Origin of the sequence: Cryobacterium sp. Sr3, assembly GCF_004402835.1 — a bacterium.
Lineage (GTDB): Bacteria > Actinomycetota > Actinomycetes > Actinomycetales > Microbacteriaceae > Cryobacterium > Cryobacterium sandaracinum.
In genome coordinates this window covers 16596-35927 of record NZ_SOFA01000026.1, presented here as the reverse complement: position 1 = coordinate 35927, position 19332 = coordinate 16596, and the positions used below count along the sequence as shown (strand labels likewise).

General features: G+C 69.8%; 17 protein-coding genes. 15 read left to right on the top strand and 2 right to left on the bottom strand.

The features are described from left to right. The first annotated feature begins 58 nt into the window (after positions 1-58). The 6 genes from E3N94_RS07170 (at position 59) to E3N94_RS07145 (ending at position 6861) form a co-directional block, all read left to right on the top strand. Positions 59-1009 (top strand): ABC transporter ATP-binding protein, encoded by a 951-nt coding sequence (locus E3N94_RS07170; protein ID WP_134570002.1) that lies wholly within the window; start codon positions 59-61, stop codon positions 1007-1009. 95 nt (positions 1010-1104) lie between these two features. Then, positions 1105-2163 (top strand): aliphatic sulfonate ABC transporter substrate-binding protein, encoded by a 1059-nt coding sequence (locus tag E3N94_RS07165; protein ID WP_134343186.1) that lies wholly within the window; start codon positions 1105-1107, stop codon positions 2161-2163. A gap of 119 nt (positions 2164-2282) precedes the next feature. Then, on the top strand, positions 2283-3158 hold the full coding sequence (locus tag E3N94_RS07160; protein ID WP_134343187.1) for an ABC transporter permease: 876 nt from the start codon (positions 2283-2285) through the stop codon (positions 3156-3158). Continuing rightward, positions 3149-5236 carry an acetate--CoA ligase gene (acs, locus tag E3N94_RS07155; protein ID WP_241980888.1) on the top strand — a complete coding sequence of 696 codons (2088 nt, stop codon included), beginning with the start codon at positions 3149-3151 and terminating at the stop codon, positions 5234-5236. The genes E3N94_RS07160 and acs overlap by 10 nt, the downstream gene beginning before the upstream one ends. Positions 5237-5319: 83 nt before the next feature. Further along, entirely contained in the window at positions 5320-5889 is a 570-nt protein-coding gene (locus tag E3N94_RS07150) for a hypothetical protein (protein ID WP_134374830.1), read from the top strand. Positions 5890-6039: 150 nt separating this feature from the next. Continuing rightward, entirely contained in the window at positions 6040-6861 is an 822-nt protein-coding gene (locus E3N94_RS07145; protein WP_134570001.1) for a 2,3-diphosphoglycerate-dependent phosphoglycerate mutase, read from the top strand. Between the two features lie 66 nt (positions 6862-6927). Here the strand turns inward: E3N94_RS07145 and E3N94_RS07140 are convergent, their stop codons facing one another. Continuing rightward, positions 6928-8094 carry a glycerate kinase gene (locus E3N94_RS07140; protein ID WP_104100105.1) on the bottom strand — a complete coding sequence of 389 codons (1167 nt, stop codon included), beginning with the start codon at positions 8092-8094 and terminating at the stop codon, positions 6928-6930. A gap of 86 nt (positions 8095-8180) precedes the next feature. On the opposite strand from E3N94_RS07140, the gene E3N94_RS07135 reads away from it, so the two are divergent. Then, positions 8181-9173 carry an LLM class F420-dependent oxidoreductase gene (locus tag E3N94_RS07135; RefSeq protein WP_104100050.1) on the top strand — a complete coding sequence of 331 codons (993 nt, stop codon included), beginning with the start codon at positions 8181-8183 and terminating at the stop codon, positions 9171-9173. Between the two features lie 73 nt (positions 9174-9246). Then, positions 9247-10485 (top strand): class I SAM-dependent methyltransferase, encoded by a 1239-nt coding sequence (locus E3N94_RS07130; RefSeq protein WP_104100049.1) that lies wholly within the window; start codon positions 9247-9249, stop codon positions 10483-10485. A gap of 59 nt (positions 10486-10544) precedes the next feature. On the opposite strand, the gene E3N94_RS07125 is transcribed toward E3N94_RS07130, so the two are convergent. Further along, positions 10545-10925, bottom strand: coding sequence for a DUF1622 domain-containing protein (locus E3N94_RS07125; RefSeq protein WP_104100048.1), 381 nt, complete (start codon positions 10923-10925; stop codon positions 10545-10547). Positions 10926-11384: 459 nt separating this feature from the next. On the opposite strand from E3N94_RS07125, the gene E3N94_RS07120 reads away from it, so the two are divergent. The 7 genes from E3N94_RS07120 to E3N94_RS07090 all read left to right on the top strand — a co-directional run bounded on the left by E3N94_RS07120 (position 11385) and on the right by E3N94_RS07090 (position 19288). Next, positions 11385-12782 carry a DUF6421 family protein gene (locus E3N94_RS07120; RefSeq protein ID WP_104100047.1) on the top strand — a complete coding sequence of 466 codons (1398 nt, stop codon included), beginning with the start codon at positions 11385-11387 and terminating at the stop codon, positions 12780-12782. Then, positions 12775-13446, top strand: a complete 672-nt coding sequence (locus tag E3N94_RS07115; protein ID WP_241973121.1) for an SDR family NAD(P)-dependent oxidoreductase — start codon at positions 12775-12777, stop codon at positions 13444-13446. Before E3N94_RS07120 ends, E3N94_RS07115 begins: the two co-directional genes overlap by 8 nt. A gap of 58 nt (positions 13447-13504) precedes the next feature. Then, positions 13505-14389: an ATP-binding cassette domain-containing protein gene (locus tag E3N94_RS07110; RefSeq protein ID WP_104100103.1), complete on the top strand. Its 885-nt coding sequence runs from the start codon at positions 13505-13507 to the stop codon at positions 14387-14389. A gap of 116 nt (positions 14390-14505) precedes the next feature. Beyond that, positions 14506-15543 carry an ABC transporter permease gene (locus E3N94_RS07105; RefSeq protein ID WP_134570019.1) on the top strand — a complete coding sequence of 346 codons (1038 nt, stop codon included), beginning with the start codon at positions 14506-14508 and terminating at the stop codon, positions 15541-15543. 182 nt (positions 15544-15725) lie between these two features. Next, a complete protein-coding gene (locus E3N94_RS07100) occupies positions 15726-16796 on the top strand; it encodes a low specificity L-threonine aldolase (RefSeq protein WP_233191259.1) in 1071 nt (356 codons plus the stop codon). Continuing rightward, complete coding sequence (locus E3N94_RS07095) at positions 16793-18484, top strand: long-chain-fatty-acid--CoA ligase (protein ID WP_134570000.1); 1692 nt, start codon at positions 16793-16795, stop codon at positions 18482-18484. The genes E3N94_RS07100 and E3N94_RS07095 overlap by 4 nt, the downstream gene beginning before the upstream one ends. A 186-nt stretch (positions 18485-18670) precedes the next feature. Then, a complete protein-coding gene (locus E3N94_RS07090; RefSeq protein ID WP_134569999.1) occupies positions 18671-19288 on the top strand; it encodes a nitroreductase family protein in 618 nt (205 codons plus the stop codon). Positions 19289-19332 lie beyond the last annotated feature (44 nt).

Sequence of the window (19332 nt, the reverse complement as noted above, 5' to 3'; positions counted from 1 at the left end):
CCGTCTGCCCTCGGCTAACGTCAAGCAACTCTTCCCCTCCCTCGACCGAAAGCCGCCCATGCCGCACCGCGCCGCACCACACGAGGCGTTCGCCGATCCGGCGTCCGTGCGCGGCGCGGCGTCCAGATCCACGGCCACGACCACGACCGGAAACTCGGCCTGCACAGTCGAGTTCGAGGCGATCGGCCGCACGTTCGCCCCTGCCACGACCCGCGGGGCCACCGCCCTACCCCCGGTACTCCGCGACGTTTCCCTCACGGTGCGGCCCGGCGAGGTGCTGGCGATTCTGGGCACGAGCGGATGCGGCAAGTCCACTCTGCTCCGCATCGCGGGCGGCCTCGACTCCCCGACCATCGGCCAGGTGAGAATCGACGGCTCGCCCGTCGCCGGCATCGACCCGCGCTGCGCGGTCGGATTTCAGGAGCCGCGCCTGCTGCCCTGGCGCACCGTCACCGAGAACGTCGCACTGGGACTGCCCCGCGGCACCCCGCGGGCCGCCGGCCGCGCCCGCGTCGCCGAACTGATCGAGCTGGTCGGTCTGGCCGCGTTCGCCGGCCACCGCCCCCAGGCCATCTCCGGCGGGATGGCGCAGCGTGCCTCCCTCGCCCGGGCGTTGGCCCGCAACCCGGGCGTTCTGCTGCTCGACGAACCGTTCGGCGCCCTCGACGCGCTCACCCGCCTGAAGATGCAGGACCTCCTGCTCGACGTGCACGCTCAGGCGCCGACGACGGTCCTCCTGGTCACGCACGACGTCGACGAGGCGCTGCAATTGGCCGACCGGATCATCCTGCTCGGCCGGCCCGACAACGGCACCCGCGCCGGCGCCGGCGCCGGCGCCGGCGCCACCATCGTGCAGGAACTCACCGTTCCCGGGGCCCGCCCCCGCGACCGCGGCTCGGCGGAACTCGCCGAACTGCGCGGACGACTTCTCGCCGGGCTCGGCATCGACCGCCACGGCGAGGCACGCGGGCTCGCCGCGACCTCTACCATCCCGGCCTTCCCCTACTGACTTTTCTGCCTCACCACTTCACAACCGCACTGCTTTCACCACCGCTTTCCCACACCGGGTGCAGCATCCGCTGCCCAATCAACTGAGAGATCCCGATGACACAGCACCGCTCCACCACACGAATCGCACTCCTTGCCGTCGCAACCGCCGCCGCCCTGCTGCTCACCGGCTGCGTCGCGGGTGAAAACCAGCCGGTCGCCGAGCCGGCCGAGGCCGCCGAAGCGGGTAAGACCACCGTCACCACCGGCGGCACCCTCAACATCGACTTCGCCACCTACAACCCGCTCAGCCTGGTGATCAAGGACCAGGGCTGGCTCGAGGATGCCCTCAGCGACCAGGACATCGCCGTGAACTGGGTACAGTCGGCCGGCTCCAACAAGGCCAACGAGGCACTGCGCGCAAATGCCATCGACGTGGGTTCCACCGCCGGCTCGGCCGCGCTGCTGTTCCGCTCGAACGGCTCGCCGATCCAGGTCATCGACATCTTCTCGCAGCCCGAGTGGGCGGCCCTCGTCGTTCCCGGCGACTCCGCGATCACCGACGTCGCCGATCTCAAGGGCAAGCAGATCGCCGCCACCAAGGGCACCGACCCCTACTTCTTCCTGCTCCAGTCTCTGGAGGAGGCCGGACTCACCCTCGACGACGTGACCGTGCAGAACCTGCAGCACGCCGACGGCTGGGCTGCCCTCCAGAACGGCTCGGTCGACGCCTGGGCCGGACTCGACCCGATCATGGCCGGTGCCGAGGCTGCCGGCGCGGAGCTGCTCTACCGCAACGTCGACTTCAACAGCTACGGGTTCCTCAACGCCACCGAAAGCTTCCTGACCGAGAAGCCCGATGTGGCCCAGACCGTCGTCGACGTCTATGAGCACGCCCGCGCCTGGGCGCTGGAGAACCCCAACCAGACCGCCGAGATCCTGGCCGGCGTCTCGGGCCTCGACCTCGCCGTGGCCACCACGGTGATCACCGAGCGTTCCAACCTCGACGTGGACAACGTGCCCGGCAAGGCCCAGCTCACGGTGCTGAAGAAGATCGGCCCGACCTTCGTCGCCGCCGGTGACGTGGCAGCGCAGAGCCAGATCGACGACGCCCTCGACACGATCGTCAACGACAGCTTCGCCACGAAGGCCGACCCGTCGGTCGTCACGGAGTAATCAGGAATTACCGTAGCGCCGTCCGGGGCGGGCAACCGCCCCGGACACCCGCACCACGAACACCCCCCTGCACCCAGCACCCCGGCCCCACCAGCGCCACCCACCGAGAGGACGCGACCATGACCGAGACTGTGCCCCGCACGCTGCCGCGCACGTCGGCCCGGACCGTGCCCGACGCCACCGCATTCGCTGCATCCGCCCCCGCCGCCCGCACGGCGCGTGCCCCGCGCCGGCCGCTCGCCTCGCGCGGCTGGATCGCCCTCGGCGGCGGAGCGGTCCTGCCGGTCCTGATCCTCGCGGCCTGGCAGCTCACCACCGCGCTCGGCGTGTTCACGATGGCCCAACTGCCCTCCCCCGCGATGGTCTGGCAGGCCGGCGTCGACCTGTTCGCGAGCGGGCTGCTCGGCCAGTACGCGGCGATCTCCACCCAGCGAGTGCTCATCGGTTTCGCCGTCGGCGCCGCCCTGGGCATCGCCCTGGGCGCCCTGGTCGGCCTGTCCCGGGCCGCCGACGTACTGTTCGCCCCTACCCTTGGCGCCATCCGGGCGGTGCCGTCGCTCGCCTGGGTTCCCCTGCTCATCCTCTGGCTGAAGATCGGCGAGGAGTCCAAGCTCACCCTGATCGCCATCGGCGCCTTCTTCCCCGTTTACACGACCGTGTCTGCGGCGCTGCGGCACGTCGACCGTCAGCTCGTGGAGGCGGGCCGCGCGTTCGGCCTGCGCAGGGCGCGCCTGTTCACGGCCGTGCAGCTGCCCGCGGTGATCCCCGCCGTGGTCTCCGGGCTGCGGCTGGCTCTGGCCCAGGCCTGGCTGTTCCTCGTGGCCGCCGAGCTGATCGCCTCCTCGATGGGGCTGGGCTTCCTGCTGATCGACTCCCAGAACAACGGCCGCATCGACCGCATCCTGCTCGCCATCATCCTGCTCGCCATCCTCGGCAAACTGACGGATGCCGCCGTTGGCCTCTTCGAGCGCTGGGCGAACCGCAAATGGGCCTGACGCCGATGCCGGCCCCGTTCGATCCGGCGAGCGCCACCATCCGTAATCTCCTGACCGAAACCCGGCGCTACCCGGCCCCGGCCGCCTTCGCGGCGCAGGCCAACGTCGACGCCACCTGGTGGGACCGGGCCGCCGCCGATCCGATCGCGTTCTGGGCCGAGCAGGCCAACCGCCTCGACTGGGCCGAGCCGTGGCACACCGACCACACCTGGCAGCCGGCCAGGGCGGACGCCGACGGCGTGCTCTCCATTCCACGCGCCGAGTGGTTCGCGGGCGGCAAGCTCAACGTGGCCGTCAACTGCGTCGACCGGCACGTGGCCGCCGGCAAGGGTGACAAGGTCGCCTTCTACTTCGAGGGAGAGCCCGGCGACCGCCGAACGATCACCTATGCCGAACTCGAACGCGCGGTGAACCGCGCCGCCAACACGCTTACCGACCTCGGCATCGTGCCGGGCGACCGGGTCGTGCTCTACCTGCCGGTGATCCTCGAAACCATCATCATCACCCTCGCCATCGCGCGCCTCGGCGCCGTGCACTCGCTCGTCTTCGGCGGCTTCTCCGCCGAGGCGCTGCGGTTCCGGGTCGAGGACACCGGCGCGAAGCTGCTCGTGACCACCGACGGCCAGTTCCGCCGGGGTCAGGCCGTGCCGGTCAAGGCCGCGGCCGACGAGGCCGTCGCGGGCGTGGACTCGATCGAGCACGTGCTCGTGGTGCGCCGCACCGGCGACCTGACCCCCGACATCCCCTTCACGCCGGGCCGGGATGTCTGGTGGCACGACAGCGTCGACCTCGCCTCCCCCGTGCACGAACCCGCGTACTTCGACGCGGAGACCCCGCTGTTCATCATCTACACCTCGGGCACGACGGGTACTCCGAAGGGGCTCGTGCACACCAGCGGCGGGTACCTCACGCACACCTCCTGGAGTCACTGGGCCGTCTTCGACGTCAAGGACGACGACGTGCACTGGTGCACGGCCGACCTGGCCTGGGTTACCGCTCACAGCTATGTGCACTACGGGCCGCTCTCCAACGGCACCACCTCGGTGATCTACGAGGGAACGCCGAACACCCCGCATCCGGGCCGGCACCTCGAGATCATCGAGCGCTACGGGGTGACCACCTATTACACGGCGCCAACACTCATCCGCACGTTGATGACGTGGTTCCCGGAAGGGCTGCCGAGCGAGTTCGACCTGTCCAGCATCCGTCTGCTCGGGTCGGTCGGCGAGGCCATCAACCCGGAGGCCTGGGTGTGGTTCCGCGAGAACATCGGCGCTGGCAGCGCCCCCATCGTGGACACCTGGTGGCAGTCTGAGACCGGCGCCGCCGTGATGGCGCCGCTACCGGGCGTCAGCACGCTCAAGCCCGGTTCGGCCCTGCGCGCCCTGCCGGGCCTGACGACCCACGTCGTCGACGACCACGGCCGGCCGGTGCCGTTCGGCTCCGGCGGCTACCTCGTGATCGAGGGCACCTGGCCAGGCATGGCCCGCACCGTCTGGGGCGACCCCGAGCGCTACCGCGACTCCTACTGGGCCCGGTTCGCGAAGCAGGGCTTCTTCTTCTCCGGCGACGGCGCGAAATACGACGACGACGGCGACATCTGGCTCCTCGGCCGCGTCGACGACGTCATCAACGTGTCCGGGCACCGCTTGTCGACGATCGAGATAGAGTCGGCGCTCGTCGCACATCCGCTGGTCGGCGAGGCCGGCGTCGTCGGCGTGACGGATGCGAGAACAGGCGAGGCCATCGCGGCCTTCGTGATCCCGGCCGCGGCACCGCGCGCCACCAGCGGTTCCGGCGAGCGCGGCAACCTGGGCGACCCCGCGGTCTGGCTGGCCGCCCGGGGCACCCTCGAGCCGCTGCTGCGCGCGCACGTCACGCAGGCCATCGGGGTCGTCGCCCGGCCGCAGGAGGTGTTCGTTGTGCCTGACCTGCCCAAGACCCGCTCGGGCAAGATCATGCGTCGCCTCCTCGGCGATATCGTGGCCGGTCGTGCGCTCGGCGACGTGACTGCGCTCCAGGACGACTCGGTTCCGGGCCGCATCGCCGTGATCGTGGCGGCCGCGCGGCAGCGCTGAGCGCACGGTTCCAGCGCCTACCCAGCGACGGGTGGAATCGTAGGGACCAACGCCCCAGACCACCCGAGCCAGAGGAGCACACCATGGGATTCTTCGACCGCCTCTTCGGAACCGAGCCCCAGCAGCCGGAACAGCAGCGACGCGCGGCCGCACCGCAGCGCACCGACGACGAGATCGCCGTCGATCGCTATCAGTACCTACTGCGCACGGCACCGCCCGAGACGATCGAGCAGGTGCACGCGGAGGCCTTCAGCAAACTGAACGATGAGCAACGCGACCTGCTGTTCCGCCAGTTGAGCGAGAACGCCAACGCCAGCGAGCGCCCGGCGAACGCCGAACCGGCAACACTGGCCCAGGCGGCCACCCGGGCGGAGCTGCGCCAGCCCGGCACCCTCACCCGCGCCTTCGGCAACCAGGGCCAGGGCGGGCCGAGCTTCGGCAGCATGGTCGGCAGCTCCCTGCTCGGCACCGTGGCGGGCTATGTCATCGCGTCGACGCTGATGAGCGCCTTCCTGCCCATGGACTCCGGCGGCGCGGATGCCTCGGGCGCCGACTCCGGTTCCGGCGACTCCGGCGGCGATTCCGGCGGCGACGCGGGTTCCGGCGGCGACTCCGGCAGCGGCGATTTCGGCGGCGGCGATTTCGGCTTCTGAGCCCACCCCCTTCCGCGAGAGTCGCTCCCGCTCAACCCGGCCACTCCCCGCCGGGCGGTGGTCACTGCGGGGCTGTAGCCTGAATTAGCGGCGGAAGATCCGCGACGGCTGAGGCATCCGCCGGCTGAGACTCGAACAGGGCTGGTCACCGTGCGTGAAACGGGGGTGTTAATCGTGCTGCGGCACGGCCAGAGCACCGCGAACGCCGCCGGGCTGTTCACGGGCGTGCTGGATGCGCCGCTGTCGGATCAGGGGATCCGCGAGGCCCACACGGCCACCGTCCTCCTCAACCTTGCGCTGCCGGGCGAACGGCCACCGACCACCGGCACCGGCTCTCCGGCCATGACCACGGCACCGGAACCCGCTGCAGCGCCTGTCACCCTGTTCACCTCGACGCTGACGCGCGCCCGGCAGACCGCCGCGATCGTCGCCGCCGGTCTGGCCCACCCGCCGGTCGGCTGCGACGCCGACTGGCGACTGAACGAACGCAATTACGGCGCGCTGACCGGCCGTTCCAAAGACGATGTGCGCGCCGAGTTCGGCGAGGAACAGTTCGTGGCCTGGCGCCGCTCGGTCGCCGAGGCCCCGCCCGCCATGGGCGACCTGCTCTACGACGAGTTCGCCGGCACCGCCCTGTTCCGCGCGCTGCCGGCGGCCGCACTGAACCGCACCGAGGCGCTCAGCGACGTCATCACCCGAGTGGATGCCTTCCTCACCGAGCGCGTCGACCCGCTTCTCGCCCGCGGCGAGATCGTGCTCGTGGTGGCCCACGGCAACTCCCTGCGGGCTCTGTGCGCGGTGATCGACGGCCTGTCCGACGGGCAGATCCGCGACCTGAACCTGCCCACCGGACAGCCGTTGGTCTACCGTTTCGACGCCCGGGGGCGTCCCGTGCCGTTCGGCGGCCGCTACCTCGACTCCGTCACCGCGCTGGCGGCCGCCCTCACCCTCGCGAATGAGGGCGGTACCTGACGATCTCGAGCCTGTGAGCTCGGGTGTGTGATCTCGAGCCGTCCGTGACGTTCCGGCTCCCGTCGCTTAGCTTGTCTGCGCCCCGCGGGCCGCCCCGGCCGACAGCCCGAGGGCGAGGATACGGCACACCGTGGCGGCGGCCCGTTCGAGGTTCGCCGGACCATCCGTCAGTGCCTGCGGGAGGTCGCTGACCTCCTGAACGATCGGCACCAGCGCGGCGAAGCCCTGGTCATAGAGCACCTCGGACCCGGGTCCTACCCGGCCCGCGAACGCGATCACGGGCACACCGTTGCGCGCGGCAGCCTCGGCCACGCCGAGCGGGGTCTTGCCGTGCAGGGTCTGCCCGTCGATGCTGCCCTCGCCGGTGAAAACGAAGTCGGCCCCGCTCAGGCGACGCTCGAGGAGGGCGGCCTCCATCACCACCTCGACGCCCCGCCGCATGCGGGAGTCGAAGCAGGCGAGGAAGGCCGCGCCGAGCCCGCCGGCCGCGCCGGCGCCGGGCAGCTCCGCCACGGAACGCCCGGAATCCGCGGTCAGCACCCGCGCGAAGACCGTGAGGGCCTCCTCGAGGTCCCGCACGGCCTGCGGATCGGCGCCTTTCTGCGGGCCGAAGACGGCGGTGGCGCCGCCCGGACCGAGCAGCGGATTGGCGACATCGCTCGCGATCTCGAACGACGCGGACCGCGCCCGCGGGTCGAATCCTTCCAGGTCGATCCGGCAGAGCCGCGCAAGCGCCGCTCCCCCGCAGTCCAGGTCACGTTCGGCGGAATCGAACAGACGAGCGCCGAGGGCGTGAAGCATGCCAGCCCCTCCGTCGTTGGTCACCGAGCCGCCCAGCCCGATCACGAACCGGCTCGCACCGCGGTCCAGCGCGTCGGTGATGAGCTGCCCGACGCCGTACGTGCTGGCGGTGCGTGCGTCCCGGTCGGCTGCGGCGACGAGATGGATGCCGGCCGACGCCGCAACCTCGATGATCGCCAGCTGCTCGGCGGCCACATAGCCGTAGGCGGCCAGCACCGGGCGTCCGCGGGCATCCTGAACCTCGGTCTCCACGATCTCACCGCCACAGGCGGCAACCATCGCGTTCACGGTGCCCTCGCCGCCGTCGGCCATCGGCACCCGCACGCACTCGGCGCCGGGGAAGACGGAACGGATGCCGCGCTCCAGGGCCGTGGCGGCCTCGACGGCCGACATGGATTCCTTGAACGAGTCGGGGGCCAGAACGAACTTCATGGTGTTGATCTTCCCGGTCCCGGGCACCAGCTGCAACTGCAGGGCGCAGGACGCAGCATCCGCTACCCCCGCGTAGGCTCGAAACCATGCGATTCGGACTCTTCATACCTCAGGGCTGGCGTCACGACCTGGTCGACATCGATCCCGTCGAACAGTGGGCGACCATGAGCGGCCTCGCCGCGCACGCCGACGCCGGCGAGTGGGAGTCGATCTGGGTGTACGACCACTTCCACACCGTGCCGGTGCCGAGCGAGGAGGCCACCCACGAAGCCTGGACGCTGATGAGCGCGTTCGCCGCCACCACGACACGGGTGCGCCTCGGCCAGATGTGCACCTGCATCAGCTACCGCAACCCGGCCTACCTCGCGAAGGTCGCCTCGACCATCGACATCATCTCCGGCGGACGCGTCGAGATGGGCATCGGCGCCGGCTGGTACGAGCACGAATGGCGCGCTTACGGCTATGGCTTCCCGCGCGCCGGCGAGCGCCTCGCACGCCTCGACGAGGGCGTGCAGATCATGCGCCAGGCCTGGGCCACCGGTAAGGCCACCCTCGACGGACAGCACTACCAGGTGGACGGCGCCATCGTGCGGCCGCTACCACTGCAGGACGGAGGCATCCCGGTCTGGATCGCCGGCGGCGGCGAGAAGGTCACCCTCAAGATCGCAGCGAAGTACGCGAACTACACGAACTTCGACGGCTCCCCCGAGGGCTTCTCGCACAAGAGCGAGTTGCTCGAGGCGCACTGCATGGCGGAAGGCACCGATTTCGGCGCGATCACCCGCTCGGCGAACTACAACACCGTGATCGCGGCGACGGAGGCCGAGGTCGCCGACCGTCTCGACGCCATCGAGGCCCGGGTCACCCCCTACCTCGGTTCGGAGGGCGCGGCGGCATTCATGGCCGAGTACCGCAGCGGCGAGGCGCAGTGCGTCGGCACACCGGAACAGGTCGTCGAGCGCCTGAACGGCATGAAGGCACGCGGCCTCGGTTACGCCATCCACTACTTCCCGGAGGCCGCCTACGACCGCTCGGGTCTGGAACTCTTCGAACGCGAGGTCATGCCCGCGCTGCGTTGATCGGGCCGCACCCCGTGCTCTCCCGCCGGCCCCGGCACGCCCACCCCACCCCACCCGCGCAAAGATGGAACCCATGACCAGCACGAACACGGCGACCAGGCCCGCCCGCATCACCTGGGCGGAGGCCGGGCGGACTCGGTCGGCCCTCTGGCACTCGGAGAGCGGTTGGGCGCCGCCGGAACGCGTCGTCATCGCCGACGACACGATGACCGCGGATGCCGCCTACCGCCACGCGAAGGCTGGCACCGGCATGCTCTGGCGCGGCGACTTCCTGGGCGCCCGCCAGTTGCTCAGCGCCCTCGCCCGCCGCATCGACCACGGCCGGCACGCGCCCACCACCGACCTGGCCGCCGCTTTCCGGCACTACCGCTCCGAGGCGCTGCGCCGCTCCCGGCTGCTCGGCCTGGTGTTCGTGCCGCTCGACGCCGACTACACCGTTCCGCTCCGCCGCGCGCCCGACGTGCGCCAGGCCTGCACCGAGACCTACGGCCCGGCGACGGATGCCTCGGTCACCGCCCTGCGCGAGCTCCTCGGCGTCATCGGGGCGCACGAGTGGCGCACGACCGGGGTCGACGTACCCGCGCTCGGCGCCCGCATCCACCCGCACTACGGGGTGTTCTCGCCCGTGCGCGGCGAATACCTCGACCTGGTGAACACGGCCCCGCTGCCGGCAGCCTGGGCCGGAGGTTCTGCGGCTGAGGCCGGCTCGATCGCCGGGACCGCCACCGCGTTCGACATCGGCACGGGCACCGGGGTGCTCGCTGCGGTGCTGGCGCGACGCGGCATCCGTCACGTGGTCGGCACCGACCAGGAGCCACGGGCGCTGACCTGCGCGCGCGCGAACATCGGGCGGCTAGGGCTGGCCGGTGCGGTCGAGATCATCAAGGCCGATCTGTTCCCCGCCGGCCGCGCCGACCTCGTGGTCTGCAACCCGCCGTGGATTCCCGCGTCCGCCGTCACCGCCACCGACTTCGCCGTCTACGACCCCGACAGCCGGATGTTGCGGGGCTTCCTGGCCGGGCTGGCCGACCACCTCCAGGCGGCCGGGGAGGGCTGGCTCGTGCTCTCCGACATCGCCGAGCACCTCGGGTTGCGCTCCCGCGGCGAACTCCTCGACCTGATCGAGGACGCGGGCCTCGAGGTCGTCGCCCGCCTGGACGCCAAACCCGTGCACGGCCGCGCCGCCGACGCGTCCGATCCCCTGCACGCCGCCCGGTCGAAGGAAGTGACGTCGCTCTGGCGGTTGCGGGCCGTCTCTCCGCCGGCCCAGTCGACTGCCGATGCCCCCGACGCACCTGACGCTGTTCGGTGAACCGTCAGGTTTGAAGGGTGCGCGGCGGCGCCCGCCCCTCGAACGTGTCGTTTCGAGCGCTACTTGAGGTTCGGCGTGCCGCCCTTGTTCGCGGCGAGGCGCCAGCGGGACCAGGGCCAGATGCCGTCCATCTCCACCTCAAGCGAGAAGCTGAGCAGCACCCGGATCACCACGATCGCGCCGAGCACCAGCACGCTCTGCGGGGTCGGATCCACCAGGATCGTGCGGATGATATCGGCGATGATCAGCACTTCGAGCCCGAGCAGGATGGCCCGGCCCAGATTGCGGCGCAACTTCTCATAGGCCCGCTGCCGGGTGTCGGCCCGCAGCGCGGTCGGCACCGCAGCGATCATCGCGGCCGCGCCGCCGAGCACCATGATGGCTGCACCGGCCGCCTCGACGATCCGCACGACCGCCGAGATCACCTCGTCAAAGTTCATCGGCGGCGCTCCTCGCTGCATCGTCGCTGCATGGTCGCCTCGACGATAGCGCAGGCCACCCCCGCGGTCGAGCCATCCGGTGGTCGAGCCATCCGGTGGTCGAGCCATCCGGTGGCCCAGCCTGTCGAGACCCGGGCAGCCGGTTCTCGTGCACCGCCCTCTCGCGCCGCAGAGACCGAAAGCTCCGTGTGCGCCCACAATCACCGCCGGAAGGGCGGCACTCGGCACAATGGGCGATTCTCGGAGAATGACCGGAACAACGCACACTTTCAACCGGAACGGGGGCTTTCGACGACCGGAGGGTCGGAACACGGCGATTCGTTGCGAGATATGGCAAGAAAACGCCCGCACCCTCCCGCTACTCTGGACCGTGGCGCCAAATGGCACCACCGGCACCACCCAGCACCACCACGAACGACCCCGCCGCGACCGCGGCACTCACGAAGAACGGAGGTTCCCATGTCGAATTACGTTGCGCACGATGCACTGGTCGGTGAGCCCGAGGTTCTCGAGGATGCCGTCACCGCCGCCAACCCGGCCACAAGCCCGGCCTGGCTCCGGCTCAAGTCCGCGGCCACCTCGCTTCAGGCCAGCCAGGCGCAGGACGGCTCCATCCCCGTCGCCGCCGACCACGCGGATGCCGCGGCGCACGTCGGCGTGATCGCCGCCGCCATCGACGAGCTCGCCCCGCTGTTCCCGCACGACGCCGCCTACCTCGCAGCCGTGACCCGGGACTTCACCCGCTGGAGCACCGAGGGCTTCGGCGTGCCGGACTTCTTCGACTCCCTGATGGCGTTCCAGCCGCAGCAGCAGCGGGCCGACGGCATCCGTCACCTGGTCGTGTTCCCGATGTACACGCAGAACGGCAGCGCGAACCGCTTTGTCGAGGCCGTGCTGATCGAGGTGATCTGGCCGGAATTCATCGACGAGCTCGAGCAGGAGTACACGAACGAGCTGTTCATGCCGATCCGTTTCCTCGATTTCACGCCCGGCTACGACACCAACTCGGCCGTTTTATTCCCCGAGACCGTCGCCATGCGCCAGATCCCCTCCTTCACCTGGGGTGCGATCTTCGCCGACCGCGAAGCTGCCCGGTTCCGCCGGGTCGTGCGCGCGGCCGCCGAGATCACGCGTCTCGAACTGCCTGCCGATGCGGCGGCGCTGCTCGACGACCAGCACCTGACCGAGGAAACCTTCGTCATGTGGGACCTCATCCACGACCGCACGCACATGCGCGGCGACCTTCCATTCGACCCGTTCATGATCAAGCAGCGGATGCCGTTCTTCCTCTACTCCCTGGAGGAACTGCGCTGCGACCTGACCGCGTTCCGCGAATCGGTCACGATCGAACGCGACGAGAACGCCAGCCCGGAAGCACGCCGGCACGCGAAACTCGTGCAGTACGCCGTGATCTTCGACCGGATCTTCCGATTCTCGATCAGCGGCACCCGGGTGCGGAACTACGACGGGCTGGGCGGGCAGCTGCTCTTCGCGTGGATGCACCAGCACCACGTGCTGCACTGGACCGACACCCGGCTCACCTTCGACTGGGAAGCCGTGCCCGACGTGGTCATCGCGCTGGGCAAGCGAATCGACGACCTCTACTGGGCGTCGATCGACCGGCCGAAGAAGGCCCACTGGCTGGCCGCCTACGACATGATCGCGGAGACGCTCACGCCGAACCCGGCGTCGCAGTGGGCTCGCGGCCTGCCGCTGGACGTGCTTGCTGGCGCACCGAAGGGCTACACCGACCTTGTTCTGGACGACGAGTTCCCGCTGTCGATGTTCTTCGAGGCGCTCGACAAGAAGATGAAGCCCGTGATCGAGTCGACGGCCGGGCTCACCGGGCGTGACTGACACCGCAGGCAGGGCCGTCGCTGGTCGCACCGTGCTCATCGCCGGTGCGACCAGCGCGGCCGGCCGCGCCGTGGCCACCGCGCTGACGGATGCCGGCGCGCACGTGATCGCGGTCGGCACCAACGCCGAGCGCCTGCACGGCTTCCGCGCCGAGGTTCCCGGTGCCGCAACCTATGTCTGCGACCTCGGCGACTTCGCCCAGGTCACGGCCCTGGCCGACGCCGTGCACGGCGAGCACGGTCCGATCGACGGCCTGATCCACCTGGTCGGCGGCTGGCGCGGCGGCGGCGGGCTGGCCGGCCAGTCCGACGGGGACTGGGATTTCCTGCACGCGCACGTCGTCGCCACGCTGCGCAACACCACCCGCGCGTTCAACGACGACCTGCTGGCCTCGCCGGCCGGGCGCCTGGCGATCGTGTCGTCGGTGTCGGTCGACAAGCCGGCCCCGGGCGGCGCGAACTACGCCGCCGCGAAGGCCGCCGCCGAGACCTGGACCCGCGCGGTCGGTCAGGGCTTCGCGAAAGCAGGCGCGGATGCCGCGGCGGTCATCTTCGTCGTGCGTGCCCTCGCCGGGCTGGAAACCGCACTTGCGACCGCGGTGGTCGGCCTGTGGGACGCGTCGGCGGCATCCGTCAACACTTCTCGCGTGCTTTTGGCCCCCTGAACCCGACGTCGGCACCCCGCGGCGCGCTAGCGTGGAACCAGGCTACAGAGGGGCAGGCATGCTCGACATCAGGACCATAAACAAGCGTTATGGCACCCGACAGGTGCTGACCGACGTGAGTTTCGGCGTCGAGAGCGGACGCCTGACCGGCTTCGTCGGTGCGAACGGCGCCGGCAAGACAACCACCATGCGGATCATCCTGGGGGTGCTGTCGGCCGACTCCGGCACCGTGCTGCAAGACGGCGTTCCGCTGACCAGCGACGACCGCCGCCGCTTCGGCTACATGCCGGAGGAGCGCGGCCTCTACCCGAAGATGAAGGTGGGCGAGCATCTCGTCTACCTGGCCCGCCTGCACGGGTTGGGCCCGGCATCCGCCCGCCGCAACACCGCCGAGTTGCTCGACCGGCTCGGCCTCGGCGAGCGGGCCGGTGACCTGGTGCAGTCTCTCTCGCTCGGCAACCAGCAGCGCGCCCAGATCGCGGCCGCGCTCGTGCACGACCCGGAGTTCCTCGTGCTCGACGAGCCGTTCTCCGGCCTTGACCCGCTCGCGGTGGAAGTGGTCATGAGCGTGCTCTCCGGCTTCGCCGCCCAGGGCGCGCCGGTGCTGTTCTCCTCGCACCAGCTCGACATCGTCGAGCGCCTCTGCGACGACGTCGTCATCATCGCCGACGGCGAGATCCGGGCCAACGGCCCCCGAGAGCGGCTGCGCGAGCAGCACAGCAGCCCCCGGTTCGAATTGCGCACCGCGGCCGACGCTGAGTGGATCCACACCGTGCCCGGCATCTCCGTGCTCGACCTCTCCGGGGGTGTCGCCGTGTTCGAAGCCGAAACGGATGCCGCCAGCCAGTCCGTTCTGCGCCAGGCCCTCACCCGGGCCCCGGTGACACAGTTCAGCCAGCAGCGGCCCAGCCTCGCCACCATCTTCAAGGAGATCGTGCAGTGAGCACCATCTGGAACGACCGCGCCGGCACGCCACACATCGGACGCCCGCAGGTTCGCCCCCGGTATCCGGCGCCGAGCTTCGCCCGGAGTGTGTGGCTTGTCGCGACCCGCGAGATCATGGCCCGGCTGCGCAGCAAGGCCTTCCTGATCTCAACCGGCATCCTGCTGCTCATCTCGGTCGGTTCCGTCGTCGCCGGCAGCATTGCGAGTCAGAACCTGACCATGCCGAAGGTGGCCGTCGTGGGGTCCGCCGCTCAGGTCGTCGAGCAGACCGAGTCGTTCACGATGGTGAAGGCCGATGACGTCGGCGCTGCCGAGTCCCTGGTGCGGGACGGCACCGTCTCCGCGGCGGTCGTTCCGTCCACCCGGGCGGATGCCCTGCTCGGCGTGCGCGTCATCGCCCTCGACTCCCCGCCGGTGGGTGTGCTCGCGGCCCTGAGCGTCACCCCCGCGGTGAGCCTGCTCGAGCCGACATCGCGGCAGAGCGGTGGCCTCGTCTACCTCGTCTCCCTGGGCTTCGGGCTGGTCTTCTTCATGTCGGCGATCACGTTCGGCTCGACCATCGCGCAGAGCGTCGTCGAGGAGAAGCAGACCCGGGTCGTCGAGATCCTAATGACCACCATCCCGGTGCGCGCCCTGCTCGGCGGCAAGGTGGTGGGCAACAGCATCATGGCCTTCGGGCAGATCGTGGCGATCGGCCTGCTGGTGGCGATCGGCATGGCCACGACCGGCCAGTTCGGGTTGCTGGGCACCGTGGGGCCGTCGATCGTCTGGTTCGCCGTGTTCTTCGCGTTCGGCTTCGTCATGCTTGCGGCGCTGTTCGCCGCGACCGCGTCGATGGTCTCCCGCCAGGAAGACGTGGGCTCGGCCACCTCGCCCGTGCTGTTCCTCGTGATGATTCCCTATTTTCTGGTGATCTTTTTCAACGACAACCCCACCGTGCTCGCCGTCATGTCCTACGTCCCGTTCTCGGCCCCGGTCGGCATGCCGATGCGCATCTTCCTCGGCACGGCCGCCTGGTGGGAGCCGCTGCTCTCGCTGGCCATCCTGCTCGCCTCGACGGCCGTGGTCATCCTGCTGGGCTCCCGCATCTACTCGAACTCCCTGCTGCGGATGGGCGCCCGCGTTACGTTGCGCCAGGCCCTGCGCGGCTGACCTGCCGCCCCGCCAGCCCGATCCCGGCCCCGAACCTGAACCCTGCCCCGAACCAATTCGACGGTGATTTTGCTCCCACGGGCCGGTTTCGGCCCGAAATCGCCGTTTCAACGCAAAATCTCCGTCGAATTCGCACACCGAGCGCACAGAAGCGGAGCAGACGGATGCGCGAAGATGGAGGGGTGACTCAACTCCATGACCTTTCTTCGCGCGGGTTCGCATCCGACAACTACTCCGGGGTGCACCCCGAGATTCTCGAGGCGATCGTCGCCGCCAACGGCGCGCACCAGATCGCCTACGGCGAAGACGTCTACACTGCCCGGCTGCAGCAGGTCTTCACCGAACACTTCGGCGCGGGCGTCGAAGCCTTCCCGGTCTTCAACGGCACCGGCGCCAATGTGATCGGCCTGCAGTCGATGCTGCCGCGCTGGGGCGCCGTGATCTGCGCATCCACCGCTCATATCAACACGGATGAGGCGGGCGCCCCCGAAAAGGTGGCCGGCATCAAGCTCCTCACCGTCGACACCCCCGACGGCAAACTCACCCCCGCACTGATCGACCAGCAGGCCTGGGGCTGGGGCGACGAACACCGCGCCCAACCGCTCGTGGTGTCGATCACCCAGACCACCGAGCTCGGCACCGCGTACACGGTCGACGAGGTGCGGGCCATCGCCGACCACGCACACGCCCACGGCATGAAGCTGCACATGGACGGCGCCCGCCTGTCCAACGCCGCCACCTCGCTGGGCCTGCCGTTCCGCACCTTCACCCGTGACGCCGGCGTCGACGTGCTCAGCTTCGGAGGCACCAAGAACGGCATGATGTACGGCGAGTGCGTCGTGGTCCTGAACCCTGAGGCATCCGCGGGCCTGCTCTACCTACGCAAACTGAACATGCAGCTGGCCTCGAAGATGCGCTTCATCTCGGCCCAGCTGATCGCGCTGCTCGGCGGCGACCTCTGGCAGCGAAACGCCGGCCACGCCAACGCCATGGCCACACGGATGCGCCACGCCCTCGAGACCGGTATCGCCGCCGGCGAGATCGAGGGCTTGTCCTTCACCCAGAACACTCAGGCCAACGCGATCTTCGCGATCCTGCCCCCCGGCGTGGCCGATCGCCTGCGCGGGCACTTCCGGTTCTACGATTGGGACCCCGCGACCAACGAGGTGCGCTGGATGTGCGGCTTCGACACCGAGGAGGCCGACATCGACGCATTCGTCGCGGCCCTGATCAGAGAACTGGCCGCCCGATGAACGTCTTCGAGAATAAACCCTGGCTCGGCTCCTACGCCCCCGGCGTTCCGAGTACCATCCAGGAACCGACCGACACGCTCTCCGACATGATCGAGACCTCGGCGCGCCGGTTCGGCCCCAGCGTGGCCCTCGACTTCTTCGGCGCCACCACCACCTACGCCGAGCTCGGCGAGCAGATCTCTCGGGCTGCAAACGGCCTCCTGCGCCTCGGCGTCAAACCCGGCGACCGGGTGGCCCTTGTGCTGCCGAACTGCCCTCAGCACGTGGTGGCTTTCTACGCCGTGCTACGCCTGGGCGCGATCGTCGTCGAGCACAACCCGCTCTACACCGAACGTGAACTCCGACACCAGTTTGAAGACCACGGCGCCCGCGTCGCCATCGTTTGGGACAAGATCTACCAGACCGTCACCGATTTCCCCGCCGACCTGGGCCTGCGCACCGTGATCGCGGTGAACCTGACGGAAGCGATGCCGCTCGCCAAGCGGCTCCTGCTCAAGCTGCCGATCGCTAAAGCCCGCGAGTCGCGAGACGCCCTGACCTCGGGCCCGCTGGGCAAGGATGCCTTCAGCTGGTCCGGCATCGTCGGCTCACGCAAGCTGCGCCCCGGCCACCCGCGCCCGAAGGTCACCGACACCGCCGCGCTCCAATACACCAGCGGCACCACCGGCACCCCGAAGGGTGCCATCCTCAGCCACTTCAACCTGCGCTCGAACGCCCTGCAGGGCGAGGCCTGGGTGCAGGGGCTGCGCCCTGGCGAGGAGGTCTTCTACGCGGTCCTGCCCATGTTCCACGCCTACGGCCTGACCCTCTGTCTGACGTTCGCGATGGCCACCGGCGCCCGGCTCGTGCTGTTTCCCAAGTTCGACGAGGGACTGCTGCTCGATGCGGCCCGGCGCACCCCACCCACATTCATGCCGGCCGTCCCGCCGATCTATGACCGGCTCGTGAAGGCCGCGACGGCGAAGAATGTAAGCCTGCGCAGCATCCGTTACGCCATCTCGGGCGCGATGAGCCTGCCGGTGTCGATCGTGGAACGCTGGGAGGCCGCCACCGGCGGGCTGTTGGTCGAGGGCTACGGCATGACCGAGGCCTCGCCGATCGCCGTCGGCAACCCGATGGGCCCGAGCCGGCGCCCCGGCACGGTGGGCGTGCCGTTCCCGAGCACCGAGATCCGCGTGGTGGACCCGGACGACCCGACCGTGAACCGCGGGATCGAAGAGGAAGGTGAGCTACTCATCCGTGGCCCACAGGTCTCTTCCGGCTACTGGGACCAGCCGACCGAGACCGCCAAGACGCTTCTCGACGGAGGCTGGCTGCGCACCGGCGACATCGTCCGCGTCTCCTCCGACGGCTTCGTCACGGTCGTCGACCGTATCAAAGAACTCATCATCACCGGCGGCTTCAATGTGGCGCCCTCCGAGGTCGAGGCCGCTCTTTTGTCGCATCCGGATGTCGCCGACGCCGCCGTCGTCGGGCTGCCGAGCGCGAACGGCGGCGAAGACGTCGCCGCCGCCGTCGTGTTGGCGGCGGGGACCACCCTCGACGTCGACGCCATCCGCACGTATTGCCGCACCCGGCTCTCCGCCTACAAGGTGCCCCGCACCGTCGTGGAGGTCGACGAGCTGCCCCGGTCGCTGATCGGCAAGGTGCTGCGCCGCGAGGTGCGAGCCGGCTTGATCAAGGAGTAGCCGCGAGAGCGGGTAGAGCGTCGGTTTCGACGCCGCATTCCGACGCTTACCCGCTCGTGAGATGCTTCGGCGATGCGTATACCGCAGCGGCAGGTGGTAGCGGAATAGTGTGCCGCCGCCCGCGTTGGAGTGGATGGGTCAGCGTTGCCCCGCCATCCCAGCCAGACTCCGGCAAAAGATGGGCCTATGAACCTCATCACCAAAACCCTCAGCCGTGCCGTCCACACGGCGTCGCTCCTCCTCCCCGTGCTCGCCGGGCGCTGGAGTCCCCGCGGCTTCTACCCGACGGCCCTCGTCGACGAAGCCACTCTGACCACCGTGCTCGAAGCCGCCCGTTGGGCTCCCTCGGCCAGCAACATGCAGCCGGCCCGCTTCATCGTCGCCCGCCGCGGCTCGGACAGCTTCGCGAAGATCCATGAGACGCTGATGGGCTTCAACAAGGCGGGGGCGGATGCCGCCTCCGTGCTGATCGTCAACGTCGCCACCCTGCCGATCGACGTGACCCGCGAGAACCCGTGGGCCCGCTACGACCTGGGTCAGGCCGTCGCCCATCTGACGATCCAGGCCCAGCACGAGGGACTGCACACCCACCAGCTCGGCGGCTTCGACGGCACCGCCCTCGGCGTGCTCGGCGACGTCTCCCTGCTCTCCCCCGAGCTGCTCGAACGCGAGTCCGCCCCGCGCACCCGCAAGCCTCTCGTCGAGCTTCTCCTGGTCAACGACTGGTCAACGACTCGTCAACGACCAGCAGCAAGAGCCCGCCCCGACACAGTAACTCCACAGCCCCGTCAGGTAAAAACATGATTCGACTATTTTTCCCGGCAACGCGCCCGGCTGCCCCCAGCAGT

Bases quoted from the DNA above. Each gene is read 5' to 3' on its own strand.
- E3N94_RS07170 (WP_134570002.1), top strand. From the start codon at position 59: ATGCCGCACCGCGCCGCACCACACGAGGCGTTCGCCGATCCGGCGTCC.
- E3N94_RS07165 (WP_134343186.1), top strand. From the start codon at position 1,105: ATGACACAGCACCGCTCCACCACACGAATCGCACTCCTTGCCGTCGCA.
- E3N94_RS07160 (WP_134343187.1), top strand. From the start codon at position 2,283: ATGACCGAGACTGTGCCCCGCACGCTGCCGCGCACGTCGGCCCGGACC.
- acs (WP_241980888.1), top strand. From the start codon at position 3,149: ATGGGCCTGACGCCGATGCCGGCCCCGTTCGATCCGGCGAGCGCCACC.
- E3N94_RS07150 (WP_134374830.1), top strand. From the start codon at position 5,320: ATGGGATTCTTCGACCGCCTCTTCGGAACCGAGCCCCAGCAGCCGGAA.
- E3N94_RS07140 (WP_104100105.1), bottom strand. From the start codon at position 8,094: ATGAAGTTCGTTCTGGCCCCCGACTCGTTCAAGGAATCCATGTCGGCC.
- E3N94_RS07135 (WP_104100050.1), top strand. From the start codon at position 8,181: ATGCGATTCGGACTCTTCATACCTCAGGGCTGGCGTCACGACCTGGTC.
- E3N94_RS07130 (WP_104100049.1), top strand. From the start codon at position 9,247: ATGACCAGCACGAACACGGCGACCAGGCCCGCCCGCATCACCTGGGCG.
- E3N94_RS07125 (WP_104100048.1), bottom strand. From the start codon at position 10,925: ATGAACTTTGACGAGGTGATCTCGGCGGTCGTGCGGATCGTCGAGGCG.
- E3N94_RS07120 (WP_104100047.1), top strand. From the start codon at position 11,385: ATGTCGAATTACGTTGCGCACGATGCACTGGTCGGTGAGCCCGAGGTT.
- E3N94_RS07110 (WP_104100103.1), top strand. From the start codon at position 13,505: ATGCTCGACATCAGGACCATAAACAAGCGTTATGGCACCCGACAGGTG.
- E3N94_RS07105 (WP_134570019.1), top strand. From the start codon at position 14,506: ATGGCCCGGCTGCGCAGCAAGGCCTTCCTGATCTCAACCGGCATCCTG.
- E3N94_RS07095 (WP_134570000.1), top strand. From the start codon at position 16,793: ATGAACGTCTTCGAGAATAAACCCTGGCTCGGCTCCTACGCCCCCGGC.
- E3N94_RS07090 (WP_134569999.1), top strand. From the start codon at position 18,671: ATGAACCTCATCACCAAAACCCTCAGCCGTGCCGTCCACACGGCGTCG.